The 21,681-nt window shown below is 67.3% G+C and carries 23 protein-coding genes; 10 read left to right on the top strand and 13 right to left on the bottom strand.

What is annotated here, in order from left to right:
- Positions 1-33 precede the first annotated feature (33 nt).
- The 5 genes from recJ to AUL30_RS16890 form a co-directional block, all read right to left on the bottom strand.
- Positions 34-1,827: a single-stranded-DNA-specific exonuclease RecJ gene (gene recJ / locus AUL30_RS16910; RefSeq protein ID WP_062229070.1), complete on the bottom strand. Its 1,794-nt coding sequence runs from the start codon at positions 1,825-1,827 to the stop codon at positions 34-36.
- Positions 1,827-2,807 (bottom strand): class II fructose-bisphosphatase, encoded by a 981-nt coding sequence (gene glpX / locus AUL30_RS16905; RefSeq protein ID WP_062229069.1) that lies wholly within the window; start codon positions 2,805-2,807, stop codon positions 1,827-1,829. The genes recJ and glpX overlap by 1 nt, the downstream gene beginning before the upstream one ends.
- 31 nt (positions 2,808-2,838) lie before the next feature.
- A complete protein-coding gene (locus tag AUL30_RS16900) occupies positions 2,839-4,140 on the bottom strand; it encodes a homoserine dehydrogenase (protein ID WP_062229124.1) in 1,302 nt (433 codons plus the stop codon).
- 108 nt (positions 4,141-4,248) lie between these two features.
- Positions 4,249-5,460 carry an LL-diaminopimelate aminotransferase gene (locus AUL30_RS16895; protein WP_062229068.1) on the bottom strand — a complete coding sequence of 404 codons (1,212 nt, stop codon included), beginning with the start codon at positions 5,458-5,460 and terminating at the stop codon, positions 4,249-4,251.
- Between the two features lie 120 nt (positions 5,461-5,580).
- Positions 5,581-5,901, bottom strand: coding sequence for a hypothetical protein (locus AUL30_RS16890; protein ID WP_157070258.1), 321 nt, complete (start codon positions 5,899-5,901; stop codon positions 5,581-5,583).
- A gap of 219 nt (positions 5,902-6,120) precedes the next feature.
- Between AUL30_RS16890 and phaC the strand changes: the two genes are divergently transcribed.
- The 3 genes from phaC to radC all read left to right on the top strand — a co-directional run bounded on the left by phaC (position 6,121) and on the right by radC (position 9,712).
- Positions 6,121-7,935, top strand: coding sequence for a class I poly(R)-hydroxyalkanoic acid synthase (gene phaC / locus AUL30_RS16885; protein WP_083508027.1), 1,815 nt, complete (start codon positions 6,121-6,123; stop codon positions 7,933-7,935).
- Between the two features lie 84 nt (positions 7,936-8,019).
- Entirely contained in the window at positions 8,020-8,862 is an 843-nt protein-coding gene (map, locus tag AUL30_RS16880; RefSeq protein WP_062229065.1) for a type I methionyl aminopeptidase, read from the top strand.
- 88 nt (positions 8,863-8,950) lie between these two features.
- Positions 8,951-9,712 carry a RadC family protein gene (gene radC / locus AUL30_RS16875; protein WP_062229123.1) on the top strand — a complete coding sequence of 254 codons (762 nt, stop codon included), beginning with the start codon at positions 8,951-8,953 and terminating at the stop codon, positions 9,710-9,712.
- 33 nt (positions 9,713-9,745) lie between these two features.
- On the opposite strand, the gene AUL30_RS16870 is transcribed toward radC, so the two are convergent.
- The 5 genes from AUL30_RS16870 to AUL30_RS16850 form a co-directional block, all read right to left on the bottom strand.
- On the bottom strand, positions 9,746-10,024 hold the full coding sequence (locus AUL30_RS16870) for a hypothetical protein (RefSeq protein ID WP_062229064.1): 279 nt from the start codon (positions 10,022-10,024) through the stop codon (positions 9,746-9,748).
- Positions 10,025-10,143: 119 nt separating this feature from the next.
- Positions 10,144-10,749 carry a nucleotidyltransferase family protein gene (locus tag AUL30_RS16865; RefSeq protein ID WP_062229063.1) on the bottom strand — a complete coding sequence of 202 codons (606 nt, stop codon included), beginning with the start codon at positions 10,747-10,749 and terminating at the stop codon, positions 10,144-10,146.
- Positions 10,746-11,450, bottom strand: coding sequence for an XdhC family protein (locus AUL30_RS16860; protein ID WP_062229062.1), 705 nt, complete (start codon positions 11,448-11,450; stop codon positions 10,746-10,748). The genes AUL30_RS16865 and AUL30_RS16860 overlap by 4 nt, the downstream gene beginning before the upstream one ends.
- Positions 11,450-11,758 (bottom strand): XdhC family protein, encoded by a 309-nt coding sequence (locus AUL30_RS16855; RefSeq protein ID WP_062229061.1) that lies wholly within the window; start codon positions 11,756-11,758, stop codon positions 11,450-11,452. The genes AUL30_RS16860 and AUL30_RS16855 overlap by 1 nt, the downstream gene beginning before the upstream one ends.
- 37 nt (positions 11,759-11,795) lie before the next feature.
- On the bottom strand, positions 11,796-12,296 hold the full coding sequence (locus AUL30_RS16850) for a flavin reductase (RefSeq protein ID WP_062229060.1): 501 nt from the start codon (positions 12,294-12,296) through the stop codon (positions 11,796-11,798).
- A gap of 255 nt (positions 12,297-12,551) precedes the next feature.
- Here AUL30_RS16850 and AUL30_RS16845 point away from each other — a divergent pair, with 255 nt between their 5' ends.
- The 3 genes from AUL30_RS16845 to purB all read left to right on the top strand — a co-directional run bounded on the left by AUL30_RS16845 (position 12,552) and on the right by purB (position 16,006).
- Complete coding sequence (locus AUL30_RS16845; protein ID WP_062229059.1) at positions 12,552-13,595, top strand: ABC transporter substrate-binding protein; 1,044 nt, start codon at positions 12,552-12,554, stop codon at positions 13,593-13,595.
- Positions 13,592-14,602 (top strand): P1 family peptidase, encoded by a 1,011-nt coding sequence (locus AUL30_RS16840; protein ID WP_062229058.1) that lies wholly within the window; start codon positions 13,592-13,594, stop codon positions 14,600-14,602. The genes AUL30_RS16845 and AUL30_RS16840 overlap by 4 nt, the downstream gene beginning before the upstream one ends.
- A gap of 90 nt (positions 14,603-14,692) precedes the next feature.
- Positions 14,693-16,006, top strand: coding sequence for an adenylosuccinate lyase (purB, locus tag AUL30_RS16835; protein WP_062229057.1), 1,314 nt, complete (start codon positions 14,693-14,695; stop codon positions 16,004-16,006).
- Between the two features lie 211 nt (positions 16,007-16,217).
- On the opposite strand, the gene AUL30_RS16830 is transcribed toward purB, so the two are convergent.
- A complete protein-coding gene (locus tag AUL30_RS16830) occupies positions 16,218-17,030 on the bottom strand; it encodes an endonuclease/exonuclease/phosphatase family protein (protein WP_062229056.1) in 813 nt (270 codons plus the stop codon).
- A gap of 174 nt (positions 17,031-17,204) precedes the next feature.
- Between AUL30_RS16830 and cls the strand changes: the two genes are divergently transcribed.
- Both cls and AUL30_RS16820 read left to right on the top strand, forming a co-directional pair.
- Positions 17,205-18,653: a cardiolipin synthase gene (cls, locus tag AUL30_RS16825; RefSeq protein ID WP_062229055.1), complete on the top strand. Its 1,449-nt coding sequence runs from the start codon at positions 17,205-17,207 to the stop codon at positions 18,651-18,653.
- Between the two features lie 50 nt (positions 18,654-18,703).
- Positions 18,704-19,273: an RBBP9/YdeN family alpha/beta hydrolase gene (locus tag AUL30_RS16820; RefSeq protein ID WP_062229054.1), complete on the top strand. Its 570-nt coding sequence runs from the start codon at positions 18,704-18,706 to the stop codon at positions 19,271-19,273.
- Positions 19,274-19,288: 15 nt separating this feature from the next.
- Here the strand turns inward: AUL30_RS16820 and AUL30_RS16815 are convergent, their stop codons facing one another.
- A complete protein-coding gene (locus AUL30_RS16815) occupies positions 19,289-20,056 on the bottom strand; it encodes an HpcH/HpaI aldolase family protein (protein ID WP_062229053.1) in 768 nt (255 codons plus the stop codon).
- 2 nt (positions 20,057-20,058) lie between these two features.
- Positions 20,059-20,376, bottom strand: a complete 318-nt coding sequence (locus AUL30_RS16810) for a DUF1476 domain-containing protein (protein WP_062229052.1) — start codon at positions 20,374-20,376, stop codon at positions 20,059-20,061.
- 223 nt (positions 20,377-20,599) lie between these two features.
- Between AUL30_RS16810 and purC the strand changes: the two genes are divergently transcribed.
- Positions 20,600-21,364 (top strand): phosphoribosylaminoimidazolesuccinocarboxamide synthase, encoded by a 765-nt coding sequence (purC, locus tag AUL30_RS16805; RefSeq protein WP_062229051.1) that lies wholly within the window; start codon positions 20,600-20,602, stop codon positions 21,362-21,364.
- 67 nt (positions 21,365-21,431) lie between these two features.
- Positions 21,432-21,674, top strand: a complete 243-nt coding sequence (gene purS, locus AUL30_RS16800) for a phosphoribosylformylglycinamidine synthase subunit PurS (protein WP_062229050.1) — start codon at positions 21,432-21,434, stop codon at positions 21,672-21,674.
- Positions 21,675-21,681: the final 7 nt, after the last annotated feature.

The raw sequence follows: 21,681 nt of genomic DNA, 5'->3' as shown, positions 1-21,681 counted from the left end.
TGCAGCCTTAACGGCGCGTTGACGAAGACCCGATCATTTGAGCGTTTCCGCCGCATCGACGATGCGGAACGAGACTTGCGGCCGGCCCTGATAGTGATCGAGCGATACCGAGCCGGCCAGATGCAACGGCCTGTCGCCGCCGCCGAGCAACCGTTCGCCCAGCGGCGTGCCGGCCGCCCGGAAGGCCACGGCCGAAATGCTGGCGCCATCGGCCGCCTGGAGCCGCGCGCGCACATGCCCTCCGGCGCCGAAGGGCTGCGCACCGGCAATGCGGTGCCGCGGCAGGGCGAAGACGGGTTGTGGGTGGCCCGATCCGTAGGGGCCGGCCTGATGCAGCGTTTGCGCCAGCTCCACCGTCAACCCCCTGGCGCTCAGCGCGCCATCGAGCCGCAGCCCGTCCGCGGCACGCAGGGCGGCAACGCGCCCTTGCGCGGCGGCCTGCGCATAATCCCGGAAATCTCCCAGCCTATCGCGGCGAATGGTCAGGCCGGCCGCCATGGAATGACCGCCGCCCTTTTCTAGAATGCCGCGATCGAGCGCGCCGCGTACCAAGGCGCCCATGTCGAAGCCTGCGATGGAACGCGCCGAACCGGTGCCGCGCCCGGCCCCGTCGAAGGCGATGGCGACGGCCGGGCGGTTGAAGCGCTCCTTCAGCCGCGCGGCGATGAGGCCGACGATCCCGGGGTGCCAGTCCGGCTGCGCCGTCACCAGGACGGCGGGGCCGTCTCCGGCGCCCATCTCGGCCAGGACTTCGGCCTCCGCCTGGTCCAGCATGGCACGCTCCATGTGCTGGCGCTCTTCGTTGAGCGTGTGGAGGCGCGCGGCGATATCCTCGGCATCGTTGGCATCGGTTAGCGTCAGGAGGCGGCTGCCGAGCGCAGCATCGCCGATCCGCCCGCCCGCATTGATCCGCGGCCCGAGCAGGAACCCCAGATGATGGGCCGAGATTGGCCCGGACAGGCGCGCGGCACGCGCCAGCGCCGCAAGGCCGGGATTGCGCTGGGCGCGCAGGACGTCCAGCCCCCGCACGACGAGCGCGCGATTGAACCCGATGAGCGGGACCACGTCGCAGACCGTCGCCAGCGCGGCGAGGTCGAGCTCCTGCAACAGATCCGGCAGGTCGGTGCGGCCCTTGGCGCGCAACTGACGCGATACGGCCGCCAGTGTCAGGAACACGACGCCGGCCGCGCAGAGATGCCCCTGCCCCGACAGGTCGTCCTGCCGGTTCGGGTTTACGATGGCATGGGCCGGCGGCAACTGTGCCCCGACCTGGTGATGATCGAGGACGACCACATCGGCCCGGCCGGCCACGGCCGCGATGGCATCCGGGCTCGTCGTGCCGCAATCCACGGTCACGATCAGGCTGGCACCGGCATCGGCAAGCGCGCGCATGGCTTGCGGGTTGGGCCCATAGCCTTCGGCCAGCCGGTCTGGGATGCGGATCGGCGCATCGATGCCGAAGTGGCGCAGATAGCGGTGCAGCAGCGCGGCCGATGCCGCGCCGTCCACATCGTAATCACCGAAGATCGCCACCCGCTCGCCCGACGCGACGGCGCGGGCGATGCGGGCGCTGGCCGCGTCCATATCGGTCAGGCTGGCCGGATCGGGCATCAGCTCCCGGATGGTCGGGGCCATGAAGCGTGCGGCATCCTGTGGGGCCACGCCACGCGCGGCAAGCACGCGGGAGACGAGGTCCGGCAGGCCGTGCGCCTGGGCCATCTGAGTTGCCAGGGCTTCCGAGCGGGCATCCAGCGCATGCAGCCAGCGGCGGCCCGCCAGGGATGCCTCGACATTCAGGAACAGGCGCTCGGCGGTGACGTCCAGCATCAGACCCCGAACTTCTCCTTGTCGTAATGGCGGGCGCGGATGTGGCGGACCGTCCGGGAATAGGAGCGCATCACCAGCGTATGGGTTTCGATCCGGTTGCCGTAAAGGCGCACGCCGTTCAACAGGTTGCCGTCGGTGACGCCCGTCGCCGCGAAGATGACATCGCCCCCGGCCAGGTCGTCCAGCGTGTAGATGCGATAGGGATCCTGCACACCCATCTGTTCGGCGCGCGCACGACGCTCGTTGGTGTTGAGCTGCAGGCGGCCTTCCATCTGGCCGCCCATGCAGCGCAGGGCAGCGGCGGCCAGCACCCCTTCGGGCGCGCCGCCAATGCCCATATACACGTCGATCCCGGTCTCCTCGGAATCCGTCGTGTGGATGACCCCGGCGACATCGCCGTCACCGATCAGCCGGATCGCCGCGCCGAGGGTGCGGATTTCCTCGATGAGCTGCGCGTGGCGCGGCCGGTCCAGGATGCAGGCCGTGATCTGGGCCACCGGCACGCCCTTGGCCTCTGCCAGGGCGGTCAGGTTCTCGGTCGCGCTGCGCCGCAGGCTGACGACGCCCGGCGGGTAGCCCGGGCCGATGGCGATCTTTTCCATGTAGACGTCGGGCGCGTTCAGGAGGCTGCCCTTGGCGGCCACGGCGATGACCGTCATGGCGTTGGGCAGGTTCTTGGCGCAGATGGTCGTGCCTTCCAGGGGATCGAGCGCGATATCGACGGCCGGCCCGTCGCCAAGCCCGACCTCTTCGCCGATGAAGAGCATGGGCGCCATGTCCCGCTCCCCCTCGCCGATGACGATACGCCCGGCGATGTTCATGCGGTTGAGCTCCCGCCGCATGGCATCGACGGCGGCCTGGTCGGCCGCCTTCTCGTCACCGCGGCCACGCCACATCGCCGCCGCGACCGCCGCCCGTTCCGTAACGCGCGCGATCTCGATGGACAGGACACGGTCGAGCGGATTGTCCTTGTCGGTCATGAACCCTGTCTCCCTGCCGGCTCCGGCGTCCTCAGGCAAGCGTTTCGATGCGGATCATCCGGGGTTCTTCCCGCAGATGCCCGTCACGGCGCACGGCTTCCAGCGCTTCGCGCACGGCCGCTTCGGTGGTCTCGTGCGTGATGAGGATGACCGGAGCGACCGGGCCGTCCTCATGGTCCTTGCGGCGCTGAACGATGGATTCCAGCGATATCATATTGTCGGCCATGCGGCGGGCGATGGCGGCGAAGGCGCCGACCTCGTCGGCCACCTGAAGGCGGATATAGTAGCCACCCTCATGCGCCCGCATCCGTGCACGACGATAGGGCTGCAGTTTTTCGCAGGCAATGCCCAGCGTGGGCACGGTCTTGCCGGCCGCCACGTCGAGTATGTCCGACAGGACGGCCGAGGCCGTCGCCGCGCCGCCGGCCCCCGGGCCCGCCAGGAGGACCGAGCCGAGAAGATCGGTATCGACCGCAACGGCATTGGTGACGCCGTCGACCCGCGCCAGCGCGCTGTCGGCGGGAATCATGGTCGGGTGGACCCGCTGCTCGATCCCCGTTTCTGTGCGCTGCGCCACCGCCAGGAGCTTGATCCGGTAGCCGAGATCGGACGCCGTCCGGATATCCTCCAGAGAGATGGACTCGATCCCCTCGATAAAGATGGAGTCGAGGTCGATCTCGCAGCCGAAGGCGAGAGAGGTCAGAATGGCGAGCTTGTGGGCGGCGTCGAAGCCGCCAATGTCGAAGGTGGGGTCCGCCTCCGCATAGCCGAGCGCCTGCGCCTCGCGCAGGACGGTGTCGAAGTCCACGCCCTCGTGTTCCATGCGGGTCAGCATGTAGTTGCAGGTGCCGTTCAGAATGCCGAACACGCGGGATACCGCGTTGCCACGCAGCGATTCCCGCATGGTCTTGATGATCGGGATGCCGCCGGCCACCGCCGCCTCGAAGAGGATCGTCGTGCCATGCCGCTCGGCCAGGCGGGCCAGCGCCACGCCGTGATGGGCCAGAAGGGCCTTGTTGGCGGTGACCACCGGGAGCCCGCGTTCGAGCGCGGCCGTCACGCTGGCAAGCGCCACGCCCTCGGCTCCGCCGATCAGCTCCACGAAAAGATCGATATCGGCCTCTGCGGCCAACCGCACGGGATCGTCGAACCACTCGACGTTCGACAGATCCACGCCACGGTCACGGCTGCGATCACGGGCGCTGACGGCGCGGACGGTGATGGCGCGGCCGATCATGTCGGTGAAGTGCTCCCGCCTGCCGGCCAGAATGCGCGCGACCGATGCGCCGACGGTACCAAGCCCGGCAAGGCCGAGCTTCAGGGGGCGATCCATCATGATCCTCTACGTCTGAAGGCTTCGAGGCGCCGCCCCGAAGCCATGTCGTTCCAATAGGGCCGGCGGTGGAAACGCCGCAGGGCGGCAGCCACCAGCCATGCCGGGTCAGGCGCCGGCCGCCGACACCTTCTGCCCCGCATTCTCCTCGCTTGCAAGGAACCGGCGGATATTGCGGGCGGCCTGGCGGATCCGGTGCTCGTTCTCCACCAGGGCGATGCGCACGAAATCGTCGCCATGCTCGCCGAAGCCGATGCCAGGCGCCACGGCGACGTCCGCCTTCTCGATCAGGAGCTTTGAGAATTCGAGCGACCCCATGTCCCGGTAGCGCTCCGGAATCGGCACCCAGGCGAACATGGTGGAGGACGGCGGCGGAACATCCCAGCCCGAGCGCCCGAAGGATTCCACCAGCACGTCGCGGCGGTGGCGGTAAATGTCCCTCGCATCGCGCACAATGTCGTCGCCCGCGTTGATGGCCGCCGCGGCCGCCACCTGGATGGGCGTGAAGGCGCCGTAGTCCAGATAGGATTTCACCCGCGCCAGCGCCGCGATGAGCCGCTGGTTGCCGACGGCAAATCCCACGCGCCAGCCCGGCATGGAGAAGGTCTTCGACATGGAGGTGAACTCCACCGCCACGTCCATGGCCCCCTCGACCTGCAGCACCGAGGGCGGCGGCGATCCGTCGAAATAGATCTCGGCATAGGCGAGATCGGACAACAGGATGATCTCGTGCTTCTTCGCGAAGGCCACAATCTCCCGGTAGAAGTCGAGGTCGGCCTCGTAGGCCGTCGGGTTGGAGGGATAGTTCAGGATGATGGCGATGGGCTTGGGGATGGAATGGCGTACGGCCCGGTCCACCGCACGCAGGAACTCCTCGTCCGGGCGCGCCGGGATGGAGCGGATCGTGCCGCCCGTCATCAGGAAGCCGAAGGCGTGGATCGGATAGGTCGGGTTCGGGCACAGGACCACGTCGCCCGGCGCCGTGATGGCCTGCGCCATGTTGGCGAAGCCTTCCTTGGAGCCCAGCGTGGCGACGATCTCCGTATCCGGATTGAGCTTCACACCGAAGCGGCGGGCATAATAGCCCGCCTGCGCCTTGCGCAGGCCGGCAATGCCCTTGGATGCCGAGTAGCGGTGGGTGCGCGGATCGCGAATCACTTCGCACATCTTGTCGACGACGAAGGACGGCGTCGGCAGATCGGGATTGCCCATGCCCAGATCGATGATGTCGACCCCGCGGGCGCGCGCCGCCGCCTTCTTGCGGTTCACTTCCTCGAAGACATAGGGCGGGAGTCGTCGGACCTTGTGAAACTCTTCCATCTGGCTTGTCCTTGCGCCGCTTTCCTGAAGGGGTGCCCGGCCATCCACGGGGACGGCGATCACGAAGCTGACCGGGGTTACGGGGCTTCGTCACGGCGCCGGTCGAACCGGCATCTGCCCCTAATTCGCGTTGGCCTGTCCGGCTGCCCGCACACGGGCCGCGGTAGCCTCGAGCTCCGCCACGTTGCGCTGGTAGGTGGGCCCGGAGGACGGTGCCGACCCGCGCGTCGCTGCGTCGGCGTAGCGTGCGCGCGTCTGCGCCACCGTCTCGTTGGAGACCTGCTGCGTGGCGGCGGAGGGGTAGGCGCCGATGAGCGGGTAGCCATTCGCGTCCAGCCGCTGGGTCGACGGGCCGGGCTCCAGCCTGTCCAGAACGGGAGATACACGCAGCGGCTCGTCGTTCTGCGGCAGGTAGCTCTGGCAGGCGGCGAGCATCGGCATGCAGAGGATCACCCCTGCGGCCAGATACCGTCTCGTTGCCCGTGCCGACATGGCAGCCCCCTTGCGCGCTTACCCTTCCATAATCCGGGAGAGGGCAAGCTGCAAAGCCGAAAAATTTCGGAGCCGCCGCGCCGACATGGCAGAATGGCGCTCCCCGGCAGGGCGGGTGCGCGCTATAACCCCGGAGGGGGCCGCGCGCCACGGCAACGGGAGATGGTCATGGCCGATGCGACGGACAAAACGCAGGATGGTGCGCAGGCCTGGACCGTGCGTGATCCGGAAGCCTTCGCGCTGAACATGGCGCGGGCGGTGGAGCAGGCCGGAAAGGCCGCCTCCGCCTGGCTCGCCCCGCGCGAAGGCGGGACGCTGAACGATCCGACGCCGGCCATCTACGAAGAGGCCGTGTCCAGCCTTTCGGAAGTGGCCGCCTACTGGCTGTCGGAGCCGAGCCGCGCCTTCGAGGCGCAGACCCGGCTGATGGCCGGTTTTTTCGGCCTTTGGGCGCAGTCGGCGCAGCGCCTGGCCGGCGACGACACGCCCGCCGCGCACGACCCGCTCGAGCGCGACAAGCGCTTTTCCGACCCCGAATGGCGGCAGCATCTCTTCTTCGACTTCCTGCGGCGCGCCTATGGGCTGACTGGCAGCTGGGCGCGGGATCTCGTCACGCGTGCCGAGGGCCTCGACCCGCAAACGCAGGCGCGCGCTCGCTTCTACCTGAACCAGCTTCTGAACGCGGCCTCCCCGTCCAACTTCGTGGGGACCAATCCCGAACTCTACCGGCAGACCCTTCAGGAAAACGGCGAGAACCTCGTGCGTGGCATGACCATGCTGGCGCAGGACGTGGCGCGCGGCAAAGGCACGCTGCGCCTGCGGCAGACCGCATCGGCCGATTTTGCCGTGGGCCAGAACCTCGCGCAGACGGAAGGCGCGGTGATTGCGCAGAACGCGCTCTGCCAGATCATCCAGTATGCGCCCAAAACGCCGACGGTCTTCCGGCGCCCGATCCTCATCGTGCCGCCCTGGATCAACCGCTACTACATATTGGACCTGAACCCCGAAAAGAGCTTCATCCGCTGGATGGTGGAGCAGGGCCACACGGTCTTCGTCATATCGTGGGTGAACCCCGATGCCAGCCATGCCGACAAGGACTGGCTGGCCTATATCGAAGATGGGATCCTTTTCGGGCTCGACACGGTCCGCGCCGCGACGGGCGAGGACAGCGTCAACGCCATCGGCTACTGCGTGGGCGGAACGCTCCTGTCGGCGACTCTCGCCTTGCTGCGGCGGCGCGGCCGGGATGGCATCGCCACCGCGACACTTCTGGCGACGCAGGTCGATTTTGCCGAGGCGGGGGAGCTTCAGGTCTTTGTGGACGAGAAGCAGATCGCGGCCATCGACGCCACCATGTCCGGCACGGGAACGCTCGATGGCGGCCTGATGGCGACCGCCTTCAACCTCCTGCGCTCGCAGGAGCTGATCTGGCCCTATATCGTCAGCAACTACATCAAGGGCACCGAACCGCCGCCCTTCGATCTTCTGTACTGGAATTCCGACGCGACGCGCATGACGCGGGCGAACCACCTGTTCTACCTGCGCAACTGCTACCTGGAAAACCGGCTCTCCCAGGGCCGGATGGAGCTGGACGGCGCGCCGGTCGACCTGTCGCTCGTCGACATCCCCATCTACAGCCTTGCCGCACGAGAGGATCATATCGCGCCGGCGCGCAGCGTCTACACGGGCACCCTCGCCTTCGGCGCACCGGTGTCCTTCGTCGTGGCCGGCTCGGGCCATATTGCCGGCGTGGTGAACCCGCCGGCGCGGGGCAAGTACCAGTTCTGGACGGGCGAGGCCCCGGCCGCCGGCACGCGCTTCGATGACTGGCTCGGCGCGGCGCAGGAACATCCCGGCTCCTGGTGGCCGCATTGGCAGGACTGGATAGCCGGGCATGCCGGGGAACGGGTCGATGCGCGCGCACCCGGCATCGACGGCGCGGTGCTGGAGCCCGCGCCGGGCCGATACGTGCGCGGGGCTTGAAGCCGGTCGTCATCGGTGCGACATGGGTGAGCAACGCTCGGTGCACGGCATGCGAGCGATGCCCGAGAGAATGCTGGACGCCGTATGATCACCTACCTGGACGCCGAAGCCAATCCGCAGCGCAATACCGGCTCGATCCGCCTCTATGACGAAGCGGCCTTCGAGGGGATGCGGCGGGCCTGCCAGCTCACGGCCCGTTGCCTGGACGCGCTGGCCGACATCGTCCGGCCTGGCCTGCCGACACAGGCGATCGACGATTTCGTCTTCCGCTTCGCGCTCGACAATGGCGCCCTTCCGGCGACGCTGAACTATCGCGGCTACATGAAGAGCGTCTGCACCTCGATCAATCATGTCGTCTGCCATGGCATTCCGAACGAGAAGCCGCTCAAGGAAGGCGACGTCGTCAACATCGACGTGACGCTGATCGTCGACGGTTATTACGGCGACTCTTCTCGCATGTACCCTGTCGGGCGGATCAAGCGCGCGGCCGAGCGCCTGTGCGAGATCACCTATCGCTCGCTCCAGCTGGCGATCGAGGAAGTGCGCCCCGGCGCGCATCTCGGCGATATCGGCGCCGCCATCCAGGACTATGCGGAAGGCGAGCGCTGCTCGGTGGTCCGCGACTTCTGCGGCCACGGCGTCGGCCGCCTGTTCCACGATGCGCCGAACGTCCTGCATTACGGCCGCCGCGGCGAAGGCGCGGAGCTGCGCCCGGGCATGATCTTCACCATCGAGCCGATGATCAATCTCGGCCGCCCGCATGTGAAGGTCCTGTCGGATGGCTGGACGGCCGTCACACGCGACCGTTCGCTGACGGCGCAGTACGAGCACACGGTCGGCGTGACGCAGACGGGCTGCGAGGTCTTCACCTATTCGCCAGCGGGGCTCGACACGCCCGGCATCGCTCTCGACCCCGTCAACGTCTGAGACACGGCCCATGGCCAAGCGCGTGAAGCCCGGGGTCGGGGAAGCGGTCGGCTATCCCTTCATCGGCCGGCCCCTGCCCGCCGACACGATGACGGCCGAGCCGCCAGCACCTCCGGAGCCGAACGACGCGCGGCCGGAAGTGGCAGGCGATGCCCCCGCTGCCGAGCCGCACCATGTCGGACACCGGGACAGGCTGCGCCAGCGTTTCGCGCAGGCCGGACACGCTGCCCTTGCCGATTACGAACTGGTCGAGCTGATCCTGTTCCGGTCGATCCCCCGGCGGGACGTAAAGCCCTTGGCCAAGGCGCTGATCGCGCGTTTCGGCGGCTTGCCCGAAATCGCCGGGGCGAGCCTGGAGCGGCTGATGGAGGTGGAGGGCATCGGCCATGCCACGGCGCTGGACCTGCGCATCGTATCGGCCTTCAACCAGCGTGCGGTGCGGGCGGCCGTGCGTGGCCGTGACATGATCTCCTCCAGCCGGGAGCTGATGCAGTATCTGCAGGCCGATATGGCCTTCCTGCCGCGCGAGCATTTCCGCATCCTCTATCTCGACAATCGCAACGGGCTGATCCGCGACGAGATCCAGCATGCGGGCACGGCCAACTTCACGCCCGTCACCACGCGTGAGATCATCCGCCGCGCGCTGGAGCTTGATGCGGTGAGCATGGTCCTGTGCCACAACCATCCGTCCGGGGACGTCACGCCGTCCATGGCCGACATCGAGAAGACGCAGGAAATTCTGGAAATGGCGCGCGCCGTGCAACTGCGCGTGCACGACCATGTCATCGTCGGCCGCGGCAATGCCTACAGCATGCGCCAGGAAAGCCGGTTGAAGTCCCTCTTCGGCTAGGACCCGCCGCAAAGGCGGGCCCTCTCTTGCCTGTCACTGCACGCTGTACTGCGCGGCGATCCGCAGCTCGCGCGGGCGGATCAGGCCCTGATGCATCACCCGCACGGAGTGGATCGTGGCCTGAACCTCCGCCCGCCAATGGTCCAGGAAGCGGTGGAGCCGCGGGAATTCGGGCGCCAGATCCTCGAATTGCCACAGGAAGCTTTGGAGGAAGTCCGGATGGTCGGGCATCCGGTACAGGACTTCGGCCGTGGTGGACGAAAATCCCTCGAGGAGTTTGACGAAGGCAGGGTCTGCGACGCGACTTTGCATGGACAATGGCGCTCCTTTCCGTACCAGGCGGCGCGGGCCGACATGCCCGTGCCGGTGCAACGCTGCCCCCGGTTTGGAAGAGCTTAACCCCTTCAGCGGGGCAGCGGGTCCATGTTCCGTCAGTTCACGCCATTGGGCAAGAGGCCACCGCTCGCAAGCGCGGCGGCATGCGTATCGACATCGAGCGAGGCCGGCGGGCCGATCTCCACCTGTATGAGATCGTCCCTGCCTTCGAACAGACGCCGTGCCCCGGCATCGCCCGTCAGCCCGTCGACGGCCGTCTCCAGGCCGGCTGGCAGGATGACCGGGTTGCGCAATGCGCCGCCATCCGTCGCCACGGTGATGCGGCCCGGCCGAAAGGCGGCCTTCAGGGCGAGAAGATGCTCCGCAGTGATGCGCGGCATGTCCGCCGGCATGATGAGGATGCCGTCCATGCCCGGGCATGCGCTCGCAAACCCCAGCCGGACGGAACCCGAGAGGCCGTCCGCATAGGCGGCATTGACGATGCAGGCGACCGGCAGATGGCCGATCCGCTGCGCCATGGCATCCGCCCTGTGGCCAAGGACGACGACGACGCGCTCGAACCGTGCGGCGACGACGTTGCCGACGACATGCTCGATCAGGCTGGTTCCGTCATAAATAAGATCGAGCTTGTGATGCGGCGCCATGCGGAGCGATCGGCCTGCCGCCAGCACCACGGCGGCGATGCGCGGATCGTCCGTCATGCCGTAGGAGTGGCAGCGGGCTTGGCGCGCCCGGCGCGGCGCGCGCGCACCAGCGATGCCAGGATCGACACGGCGATCTCGGCCGGCGTCAGCGCCTGGATGGGCAGGCCGACCGGCCCCTCGATCCGCGCCAGGACCTCGTCGCAAAGGCCGGCCCGGCTGAGCCGCTCCAGGCGGGCGGCATGCGATTTGCGGCTGCCGAGCGCGCCGACATAGAAGGCGCCGGCCCTGAGCGCAGCCGTCAGGGCCGGGTCGTCGATATCGGGCGTGTGGCTGAGCGCGACGAGCGCCGTGGCCGCATCGAGCGGGCGCTCTGCAAAGCGATCCAGCGGCCAGGCATCGACCACGCTGTGCGTTCCGAAACGGGCCGTATCTGCGAAAGCGCCGCGCGGATCGACGATCTCGACGTCGAATCCGGTGAGCTCCGCCATGGGCGCAAGAGCCTGGGCAATATGCACCGCCCCCACGATGACGAGCCGTGGATCGGGCTCGTAGACATTGATGAACACATCCTCGCCCGGCAGCGTCGCACATGTGGCGCGCTGCATGCGCGCTTCAGCAATGGCGCCTGCAAGCGGGTCGGTGCCGAAATCGCGCTCCAGCACCAGGCGGCTCTGCGCATTGGACAGGGTGGTGACGACCGCCGCGGTGCGGCGCGCGCGGCGCTCGGCGTTCAGGCGCAGAAGAAGCGCATGATCCATCAGGCCAGCTTTTCAACCAGAATGCGGATACGGCCCCCGCAGGCAAGGCCAGCCTGCCAGGCGCGCTCATCCGCCACTCCGAATTCCAGGACGCGCGCCTGGCCACTTTGGATCACGTCCTGCGCCTCCACGATCACCTCGGCTTCGACGCAGCCGCCGGAGACCGAGCCTTCGAAGGCGCCGCTGGAATCGATCAGGAGATGGCTGCCGGCCGGGCGCGGCGAGGAGCCCCAGGTCTCCACGACGGTTGCCAGGGCAAGCCCATGGCCCTTTTGTGCCCAGCTCTCGGCAATGTCGAGTACGTCCATCGGCTGCCCTTTCCACTTGGAAGGGCCGTCGTGGCCCCTAGAAGCGGTGAAACTGGCGTTCCTTGTAAAGAAGGCCAGAGGCGCCGGGCATCACGTGCAGTCCCACGACTTCACCGAACAGGATGCGATGGGTGGCCACGGTGGTGGATTGCGTTACGCGGCAGTCGAAGCTCGCCAGCGCGGCCGACAGGACCGGCGCGCCGGTCACGAGCGGCTGCCAGTGGCCGAGCGCGAAGCGCTCGTCCTGGGCAAGCCGCCCCTCCCCCGCAAAGGCGCGGGCGATCGGCTCCTGATCGGCTTCCAGCACGTTGACGGCGAAGACACCGTTTTCGGCAAAACGCTCATTGGCGGGATTGGAGCGGTTCAGGCAGACGAGAAGCATGGGCGGCTCGTCCGATACCGAGCAGACGGACGTCACCGTGGTGCCGCGCAGTCCGAAGGGGCCGTCCGTGGTGACGACGTTCACCGAAGCCGCAAAATGGCTCATGGCGTTGCGGAAGTCGAAGCGATCGATCAAGGGGCCTGTCAGCAAATCCATTTCCAAGTCTCCCCTGGCACGGCCTGGCCGCATAGGCCATTGGCGGGTCTGTTCCGCCAGACGCTTGCCCCGGGAATTACAGTGGGTTGTTTCCTTCGCCTGCGCAACTTGCCCTTTCGGTGGATCGGGATGTCCGTGGGCGGTAGGTCTTGTCCTTTGCTCGATCATGCTTTCAGCATATACCGGCCGGATAATCCAGCATCGCAGTTCCGCTATCGCACCCGCCCCTGCGCGCAGAGAGACCATCGCCAGAGCATGAACAGGTTTCACCTCACGCTTGCCCTTCTGCCATCCCTGATGGGAGCCGCCCTGCGCGATGCTCCGGCGGCCGAGATCGGCGTGGCCGCGCCCCTGTCCGGCCCGCAGGCAACGCTCGGGCGCCAGCTTCTGGACGGCGTGCGCGCACACGCCACCGGGGTGGACATCCTGCCGGTCGATACGCCCTGTACGGCGGAGGGTGGGCAGGATGCCGCCCGACAGTTGCAGGCGGCCGGCGTGGCGCTTGCCATCGGCTTTCTCTGCACCCAATCGGCAGAAGCCGCCTTGGCGCCCCTGTCGCAGGCCGGCATCCCGACGCTTCTGGTCGGGCCACGCAGCGCCCGCCTGACCGCCGAGCGTGACCGCCGCGGGCTCCTGGTTTGGCGTCTTGCGCCCCGGCCCGGTGCGGAAGCTGCCGCCATGGCGCAGCTGATCGCCGAAGACTGGGCCGATGCGCCCTTCGGCATTCTGGACGACGGGTCGATCACCGCACGCAACGCGGCAGACGAGTTGCGCGGCCAGCTTGCGCGGCTGGGCCTCGAGCCCGCTTTGTCCGAGACCTACCGCCCGGCGGAAGACCGTCAGGTGACGCTGGCGCGCCGCATCGCGCAGAGCGGTGTAAGCCGGCTCGTCGCGCTCGGCACGCCGGCCGACACGGCCATCATCCTGCGCGACGCGGCCGCGCAAGGGCTGGAGCTGGCAATTCTGGGCGGCGAGAACCTCCTTGACGAGCCGGGTGATATTCCCCTGCCGGACGGCGTGCGTGCCGTGGCCCCGCAGGGTTTTGCCACCATGCCGGCGGATGATGCGGCCGAACGGCGCGAGGGCTACGCCCTGCAGGGTGAAGCGGCCGGCGCGCTCGCCCGCGCGGCCCTGGCGCAGGGCGATGTCGCGGCCGCCCTGTCCACGCTCGACCTTGCCACCCCGCTCGGCCAGATCCGCTTCGACGCCGACGGAGAATCGGGCAAGCCGGACTACAGGGTGCTGACGTGGCGGCAGGGGCGGTTCGTGCCAGAGGACAACGGGGACGGCGCATTATGAATGGTTGGATGCCGGGCCCGCGCAACGCGCTCATTGATATTGCCGGCATCGCCGTCGGGCATGCGCATGACGAGGCTTTGAAAAGCGGCGTGACGGCGATCCTCTTCGAACGTGCCATGACGGCGTCCGTCGCCATCCATGGCGGCGCGCCCGGCACGCGGGAAACGCCGCTTCTGGATGCCGAAAACCTGGTCGCGGGCATAGACGGCATCGCCCTGTCGGGCGGCTCCGCCTTCGGGCTGGATGCCGCATCGGGGCTGCAGGCATTCCTGCGGGCGCAGGACCGTGGCTTCGAGGTGGCGGGAATGCGCGTCCCCATCGTGCCGGGGGCCATCCTGTTCGACCTTATCAACGGCGGAAACAAGGATTGGGGCCTGTTCCCACCCTACCGCGAACTCGGGCTTGCCGCCGCCGAACGCGCCGGTGCCGATGCGCAGACGGGCTCCATCGGCGCGGGCTACGGCGCGACGACGGCGGTCTGCAAGGGCGGGCTTGGCACGGCGTCGATCCGCCTGCCGAGCGGGGTCACGGTTGCCGCGCTGGTGGCCGTCAACGCGGTCGGCTCGCCGCTCCTGCGCGGCACGCGGCATTTCCGGGCCGCCGCCTTCGAACTCGGGGCCGAATTCGGCGGTCTTGGGCGCCCGGCCCGCGCGGTGCAGGATGTGGGCGCGCCGGCCACCAAGCTGAACCCGACGCCAGGCGGCAACACGACCATTGCCGTGGTGGCGACCGATGCGGTCCTGGACAAGGGCGGCGCCAAGCGCCTTGCCGTCGCCGCTCATGACGGCTTTGCCCATGCGCTCTGGCCGGCCCATACCGATTTCGATGGCGATCTCGTCTTCGGTGTGGCGACCGGCGGCAGCGGCATCGCCCCGGATGCGGTCGGCCGGATCGATCTCGGCGCCGCCGCTGCGGCCACCATGGCGCGGGCCATCGCCCGCGGCGTCTATGCGGCCACGCCCGCCCCGGGCGACCTCACGCCCACCTGGTCCATGCTGCCGCCCTGAGCGCCCCTGCGGCGATTGAGGCCGGGCGCGCTGTCTGTTAGAGAGCGCGGACGCCCTCCCCTGTTAAAAAAAGCCAGAGTTGCTCCGCCGATGATCCCTCGCTACTCCCGCCCCGACATGGTTGCCGTCTGGTCCCAGGAAACCAAGTTCCGGATCTGGTTCGAGATCGAGGCGCATGCCGCGGATGCGCTGGCGGAGCTCGGCGTCATCCCGGCCGATGCCGCCCGCACCATATGGGAAAAGGGCAACGCGGCCGAGTTCGACGTCGAGCGGATCGACGAGATCGAGCGTGAGACCAAGCATGACGTCATCGCCTTCCTGACGCATCTGGCCGAGTTCGTGGGGCCGGATGCACGCTTCGTCCATCAGGGCATGACCTCGTCCGACGTGCTCGATACATGCTTCAACGTGCAGCTCCAGCGCGCCAGCGATATCCTCCTGGCCGATCTCGACGCGCTCCTGGCGGCGTTGAAGCGGCGCGCCTTCGAGCACAAGGACACGGTGACCATCGGCCGTAGCCACGGCATCCACGCCGAACCGACGACCTTCGGCATCAAGCTCGCCCTCGCTTATGCCGAGTTCGACCGGTGCCGCGCGCGCCTCGTGGCCGCCCGTGAGGAAATTTCCACGGCCGCCATTTCCGGCGCCGTCGGCACCTTCGCCAATATCGACCCGCGGGTCGAGGAGCATGTCGCCAAGGCCATGGGGCTCAAGGCCGAACCCGTCTCCACCCAGGTCATTCCGCGGGATCGCCATGCCATGTATTTCGCGGTGCTCGGCGTCATCGCCTCATCCGTCGAGCGGCTGGCGGTCGAGATCCGGCATCTGCAGCGCACCGAGGTGCTGGAGGCGGAGGAGTATTTCTCGCCCGGGCAGAAGGGCTCCTCGGCCATGCCCCACAAGCGCAACCCCGTTTTGACCGAAAACCTGACCGGGCTTGCCCGGATGGTGCGCTCCTATGCCTTCCCGGCCATGGAGAACGTGGCCCTGTGGCATGAGCGGGACATTTCCCACTCCTCGGTCGAGCGCATGATCGGGCCGGACGCCACCATTACGCTTGACTTCGCCCTGGCCCGCCTGACGGGTGTCATCGACAAGCTGCTCGTCTATCCCGAGCGGATGGACCGGAACCTCAACCAGTTTCGTGGCCTGGTCCACTCGCAGCGCGTGCTCCTGGCCCTCACACAGGCCGGCCTTTCGCGCGAGGATTCCTACCGGCTCGTGCAGCGCAACGCGATGCGCGTCTGGGAACAGGGCGCGGATTTCCTGACCGAGCTCCTGAACGATGCCGAAGTGCGTGCCGCCCTGTCGGAAGAGGAGCTGCGTGAAAAGTTCGACCTCGGCTACCACACCAAGCATGTCGACACGATCTTCACCCGTGTCTTCGGGACTGCCACGGCCTGACCATCGGAACCATGGCGGTTTTGCGGCGTTTTGATGGAAAGCCGACCCATTCGGAGCCTATCGCCATGGCCCTTCAATCGACCTTCCTGACCAGCACCATCGTTGCCGTCACGCTTCTGGGCCTGGGCCTTATCTAAGGCTGACAGCCCGGCCGGCATTGCAAAGGGGGGCCGCCAACGGCTCCCCTTTTTATTGGCGGCCCGATCCGCCCTCAGGCGGAAAGGCGTTCGTCTTCGGGACGGTCCGGCGTATGCGTGGGGAGCTTGAGCGTAGCCTGCGGCCCGTCGATATCCATAACCAGCATCTGGTGGTCGGAAAAGGGCATATCGATGATGCGCACCTTGCAGCGTTGCTCGAGTCCGCCCGATACAAGGCACGGATCGAGGCTGGCGCGCCAGGGACCCAGGCGGAAGGTGGGGCCGAGCCCGGCATTGAGGTAGGTGAAGCGGCCATCGCGCAAAAGCGGCTCGAGTTCGCGCGCACCGCCGAACATGTTGAAATCACCCGTGACGATGGTCGGCGTATCGCGCTCGGCAGCCCATTGGGACAATTGTTCGAGCTGGCGGGCCCGCACGCGCCGCAGGAGCGAGCAATGGGCCAGGAGCACGCGCACGCCCGGCAGGTCGATATCGTAGACAAGGCGCTTCTTCCCGTCGTCGAGGTAGCGGGCGGTGAACGGCAGGTGGCCGGTGGCCAGGAAGGCGCTGGATTTCCCGCGGGAGACCGAAAGGCGACGGAAACGCCGGTCGGCGCTGTACTTGCCATCGATGCGCACGGTGCGGTGGTGATCCTCGCACAGGATCGGAAACTGGTCGAAGAAGCCGTTGGTGAGCGAGCCTTGATCGATTTCCAGGAAACAGGACAGATCGGGCTGCAGCTCGCGCAGGCGCGTCTTCAGGAACTGAAGCGCCCGCACCTGCGCTTCGCGAGGGGTGAAGATGTGGTGATGGACCCGCCCCAGATGGTGCCGGATCGATCCGTCGATGTCACGCGCGTAACCGAGATTTGCGTAGACGATCCGCACCGGCGCTCCTTCCACCCCGAAGATACTCAGCCGGCACAAGCGGCAGCGGGTCAGATATTGTCCCCGGACAGTGGCAATTCAACGTCCGATCGCCGCTTCGCACCATGCCTGCCCCATTTTCCTCCGCCTCGGCACGACCCACATATGCCCCCGAGCGCATGAGAAACGGTACCGATGCAAGCCGACGCACAATTCTGGTCCTACTGGTCCATCGCGACCGGCCTTATCAACTGGGCGATCATCTTCGGAGCGCTCATCTACATTCCCTTCCGGCGCTCTCCCACGGCGGCGCAGGCCTGGATGATCCTGATCTTCTTTCTGCCGATCATGGGTCTCGTCCTCTACCTGATCCTCGGCCATACCGAGCACCCGCACTGGCGCCGCGACCGGCTGGCCAGGCTGCCGGCCATCCTGCGCCGGGCCATGGGCGAACTGTCGCTCGATGAGACCTCCGGCTGCGAGGATCTGGCGCCGCGCCATGCCATGTCATCGGCGCTCGTGCAGCGCCTGGGCGGCCAGCCCTGCCTGTCGGGGAACCACGTCGAGCTCGATGCCGAATATGACAGCGTGGTGGACCGCATCGTCGCCGATATCGATGCCGCCCAGCATCATGCCCATCTGATGTTCTACATCCTGATGTTGGACGAGGCCGGCGAGCGCGTCCTGTCGGCGCTGGAGCGGGCGGCCGCACGCGGGGTCACCTGCCGCCTTCTGATCGATGCCGTCGGATCCTCCGCCCACCGCCGCAGGATCGCCCGGCGGCTGAAGGACAGCGGTGTCGCTCTGCGCATCATACTCCCCTTGCGCATCTGGCACCGCGGCACGCGGGCGGACCTGCGCAACCACCGCAAGATCGTCGTGGTGGACGGGCTCGTGGGCTGGGTCGGCTCGCAGAACATGCATCGCAGCGAGTATGAGCCGAGCGTCTTCTACCGCGAGGTCATGGCGCGGGTCGTCGGCCCCGTCGTCCTGGAATTGCAGGCCGTCTTCATCGGCGACTGGTACCTGGAGACGGAGGAGGATATCGGCTCGCCCGACCTCATGCCCTTCAGCGGGCCGGGCGATCATGCGGGCAGCATGCGGGCCCAGGTGCTGCCGACCGGGCCGGACTATCCCGGCGCGCAGGTCGACATCCTGTTCACGGACCTCATCTTCAACGCGCGGGAGCGCGTGGTGCTGGCCACGCCCTACTTCATCCCCAACGAGCCCTTGCTCCAGGCCCTGCGCACGGCCGTCTCCAAAGGCGTGGACGTGACGCTTTACGTCACCTACACGACCAACTCGCTCCTGGTGGATCACGCGCAGCGGTCCTATTACGACGAGCTTCTGGCCGCCGGCGTGCGGGTCATGCTGTATCGCGAGCGCTTCCTGCATGCCAAGCACCTGTCGATCGACGACGACATCGCGGTGATCGGCTCGGCCAATATGGACCGCCGGTCCTTCGAGCTGAACTCCGAAGTGACGCTGCTTGTCTATGACCGGGTGCTCGTCCAGCAGCTTCGGCGGATCGAGGGGGACTACGCCTTGAAGAGCCACCGGCTGGACATGGGGGAATGGCAGGCCCGCGGCTTCCTGCCGCAGTTGGCCGAGAACGTCACGCGGTTGATCAGCCCGCTTCTCTAGACGCTGGCGCCGTCTTGACTTTGCTAGCCCGGGCGCACATCTGCCGCCCTATGCGCGTATCAGAAACCGATATCCTCATCGTTCCGGGTTACACCGGATCCTCCGAGCAGCACTGGCAGACCCGCTGGGAGCGCAAGCTGTCCACGGCGCAGCGCGTTGTCCAGGCGGAATGGTCCAAGCCCGTGCGCGAGGACTGGACACGCACCGTGGCCGATGCGGTCAATGCGACGCACAAGCCCTGCGTGATCGTCGCCCATTCACTCGGCGTGGCGGCGGTGGTGCAGGCCATGCCCCTGTTCCAGCGGCCCATTGCGGGCGCGTTCTTCGTCGCGCCGCCCGATGTCGCCAATCCGGCGATTCGCCCGCAGCATCTGATGACCTTCGGCCCCTATCCGCGCGATCCGCTGCCCTTCCCCTCCGTGGTCGTGGCCAGCCGGAACGATGAATTCTCCAGCTTCGAGGCGGCCGAGGACATCGCCGCGGCCTGGGGCTCGCTCTTCGTCGATGCGGGCGAAAGCGGCCATATCAACGCGGCCAGCGGCCACGGCCCCTGGCCCGAAGGGCTTTTGACCTTCGGCAAGTTCCTGTCGCACCTGACGGCGCCACCGCATCATCACTGACGCGGCGGCGGCCGATCAGTCCGCCAGCGTATCGGACAGCGCCTTCAGCCCTGCACCGAAGATCCCCAGGTCGGAGGATATGGTGACGAGGTCGCAGCCGAGCGCCCGGGCGCGCCGGGTTTCGGGTGCGTCGAAAACATAGAGCGCGGTGAACTTGCCCGCGTCCCTGGCGCGGGCGGCAATGTCGGCGATGGCGTCCTGCACCTGTTGGCCCGCATGATCGAGCCTGCCGCCGCTCAAGGCGATGGACAGGTCCGAGGGGCCGATGAAGACGCCATCCAGCCCCTCGACGGCCAGGATCTCGTTCAGCGCGGCATAGGCGGCCGGCGTCTCGATCATGGCGAAGGCCAGTGTGTCATGGTTGGCCCGCTGGAAATACTCCGCACCGCTCGCATAGCGGTGGAGTTGCACGGCCCGCGTCGGCCCGTAGGACCGGCTGCCGAGCGGCGGATACTTGGCGACTGCCACCAGCCGCCGCGCATCTTCGGCCGTTTCGATCATCGGCAGGATCACCCCGGCCGCACCGAAATCGAGCACCCGGGACACCAGCGGGTAGCCGTCGACGGGAACGCGCACGATGGCAGGCGTGCCCATATGGGCGGCGAGCTGGATTCCAGCCGCGACGCTCGCCTCGTCATGCATGCCATGCTGCATGTCGAAGGCCACGGCGCCGAACGGACCCTGGAGCAGCCGCTCCAGGATGATCACATCCCGCATGGAGGACCAGCCGGAAACGATGAAATCGCCGCCGGCCAGCCGTGCCCGAAGGCCGCTCGCCCCCATGATCAGGCGCTCTTGACCTGGGCTTCCGCTTCCAGGAGCAGCTCGTCCATCCGGCGGCGGATCTGATGTTCCGACTGCGTGACCCCGGCGGCGGCGAAATCGGCCACGATCTTGGCTTGCACATCGGCATCGCCATGCGATTGGAGGTCGGCCTTCACGACGTCCAAGGCATAGGCATCGGCCTCTGCTCCCGACAGGCCGAGCTTCTCGGCGGCCCAGAGCCCCAGGAGCTTATTGCGGCGTGCCTCGACCCGGAAGCGCAACTCCTGGTCATGGGCGTAGCGGCTTTCGAATTCCTGCTTGCGATCGTCGAATGTCATGCGGGAGCACCCTTTTCTGTCGGCCGATACGGGCCTGCGCGTCCGGTATTTAGAGGATGCCCCCGGCTTTTTGAAGCGCGGACGGACTTGCGGGGCGCCCCGGCAGGGAAATTCCGGGTAACGATTGTGAAAATGCGTCATTTGGTCTATGCAGCGCCCTGAGATGGTTTTTCCCGCCGCAGCCTCCCAAAGCGGCGCATCAGCACGATCGAGCAAACGCAAAATGACACGTCGCCGCCGGATCTACGAAGGCAAGGGCAAGATTCTCTATGAAGGCCCCGAGCCGGGCACACTCGTGCAGTTCTTCAAGGACGACGCGACCGCCTTCAACAAGAAGAAGCACGAGGTCGTGGACGGCAAGGGCGTCCTGAACAACCGCATCTCGGAATATATCTTCAGCCACCTGAACCGGATCGGCATCCCGACGCACTTCATCCGGCGGCTCAACATGCGCGAGCAGCTGATCAAGGAAGTCGAGATCATTCCGCTCGAAGTGGTCGTGCGCAACGTGGCGGCCGGCTCGCTGGCCAAGCGTCTGGGGATCGAGGAAGGCACCGTCCTGCCCCGCTCCATCATCGAGTTCTATTACAAGGCCGATGCGCTGGACGACCCGATGGTGTCGGAAGAGCACATCACCGCCTTCGGCTGGGCGACGCCGCAGGAAATCGACGACATCATGGCGCTCGCCATCCGCGTCAACGACTTCCTGTCCGGCCTCTTCCTCGGCGTTGGCATCCAGCTCGTCGACTTCAAGATCGAGACGGGCCGCCTCTTCGAAGGCGACATGATGCGCATCATCGTGGCCGATGAGATCTCGCCCGATTCCTGCCGGCTGTGGGACGTGCAGACCCAGGACAAGCTGGACAAGGACCGCTTCCGCCGCGACATGGGCGGACTGGTGGAAGCCTACCAGGAAGTGGCCCGGCGCCTCGGCATCATGAACGAAAACGATCCGCCCCGCCCTTCCGGGCCGGTGTTGGTCAAGTGACGCCAAGTCCTGCGTCGCGATCGGCGCCGGCTCTCAAACTCGTTTACTCGCAAGGCAGGCTGAAACAGTGATCAAGGCGCGTATTGTCGTCACCCTGAAAAACGGCGTCCTGGACCCGCAGGGCAAGGCCATCGAGGGTGCGCTCGGCACATTGGGCTTCGACGGTGTCGGCGGCGTGCGCCAGGGCAAGGTCTTCGACATCGAGCTGGACCGTACCGACCCCGCCGCGGCCGAGGCGGAGCTCAAGGCCATGTGCGAAAAGCTCCTGGCCAATACGGTCATCGAAAACTACGCAGTCGAAATCCGCTGATCGGGCG

It is taken from the genome of Aureimonas frigidaquae, from assembly GCF_001463905.1.
In the GTDB taxonomy this organism is placed as follows: Bacteria; Pseudomonadota; Alphaproteobacteria; order Rhizobiales; family Rhizobiaceae; genus Aureimonas; species Aureimonas frigidaquae.
This window is presented reverse-complemented; position numbering and strand designations above follow the sequence as displayed.

Bases quoted from the DNA above. Each gene is read 5' to 3' on its own strand.
- recJ (WP_062229070.1), bottom strand. From the start codon at position 1,827: ATGCTGGACGTCACCGCCGAGCGCCTGTTCCTGAATGTCGAGGCATCC.
- glpX (WP_062229069.1), bottom strand. From the start codon at position 2,807: ATGACCGACAAGGACAATCCGCTCGACCGTGTCCTGTCCATCGAGATC.
- AUL30_RS16900 (WP_062229124.1), bottom strand. From the start codon at position 4,140: ATGGATCGCCCCCTGAAGCTCGGCCTTGCCGGGCTTGGTACCGTCGGC.
- AUL30_RS16895 (WP_062229068.1), bottom strand. From the start codon at position 5,460: ATGGAAGAGTTTCACAAGGTCCGACGACTCCCGCCCTATGTCTTCGAG.
- AUL30_RS16890 (WP_157070258.1), bottom strand. From the start codon at position 5,901: ATGCCGATGCTCGCCGCCTGCCAGAGCTACCTGCCGCAGAACGACGAG.
- phaC (WP_083508027.1), top strand. From the start codon at position 6,121: ATGGCCGATGCGACGGACAAAACGCAGGATGGTGCGCAGGCCTGGACC.
- map (WP_062229065.1), top strand. From the start codon at position 8,020: ATGATCACCTACCTGGACGCCGAAGCCAATCCGCAGCGCAATACCGGC.
- radC (WP_062229123.1), top strand. From the start codon at position 8,951: ATGACGGCCGAGCCGCCAGCACCTCCGGAGCCGAACGACGCGCGGCCG.
- AUL30_RS16870 (WP_062229064.1), bottom strand. From the start codon at position 10,024: ATGCAAAGTCGCGTCGCAGACCCTGCCTTCGTCAAACTCCTCGAGGGA.
- AUL30_RS16865 (WP_062229063.1), bottom strand. From the start codon at position 10,749: ATGACGGACGATCCGCGCATCGCCGCCGTGGTGCTGGCGGCAGGCCGA.
- AUL30_RS16860 (WP_062229062.1), bottom strand. From the start codon at position 11,450: ATGGATCATGCGCTTCTTCTGCGCCTGAACGCCGAGCGCCGCGCGCGC.
- AUL30_RS16855 (WP_062229061.1), bottom strand. From the start codon at position 11,758: ATGGACGTACTCGACATTGCCGAGAGCTGGGCACAAAAGGGCCATGGG.
- AUL30_RS16850 (WP_062229060.1), bottom strand. From the start codon at position 12,296: ATGGATTTGCTGACAGGCCCCTTGATCGATCGCTTCGACTTCCGCAAC.
- AUL30_RS16845 (WP_062229059.1), top strand. From the start codon at position 12,552: ATGAACAGGTTTCACCTCACGCTTGCCCTTCTGCCATCCCTGATGGGA.
- AUL30_RS16840 (WP_062229058.1), top strand. From the start codon at position 13,592: ATGAATGGTTGGATGCCGGGCCCGCGCAACGCGCTCATTGATATTGCC.
- purB (WP_062229057.1), top strand. From the start codon at position 14,693: ATGATCCCTCGCTACTCCCGCCCCGACATGGTTGCCGTCTGGTCCCAG.
- cls (WP_062229055.1), top strand. From the start codon at position 17,205: ATGCAAGCCGACGCACAATTCTGGTCCTACTGGTCCATCGCGACCGGC.
- AUL30_RS16820 (WP_062229054.1), top strand. From the start codon at position 18,704: ATGCGCGTATCAGAAACCGATATCCTCATCGTTCCGGGTTACACCGGA.
- AUL30_RS16815 (WP_062229053.1), bottom strand. From the start codon at position 20,056: ATGGGGGCGAGCGGCCTTCGGGCACGGCTGGCCGGCGGCGATTTCATC.
- AUL30_RS16810 (WP_062229052.1), bottom strand. From the start codon at position 20,376: ATGACATTCGACGATCGCAAGCAGGAATTCGAAAGCCGCTACGCCCAT.
- purC (WP_062229051.1), top strand. From the start codon at position 20,600: ATGACACGTCGCCGCCGGATCTACGAAGGCAAGGGCAAGATTCTCTAT.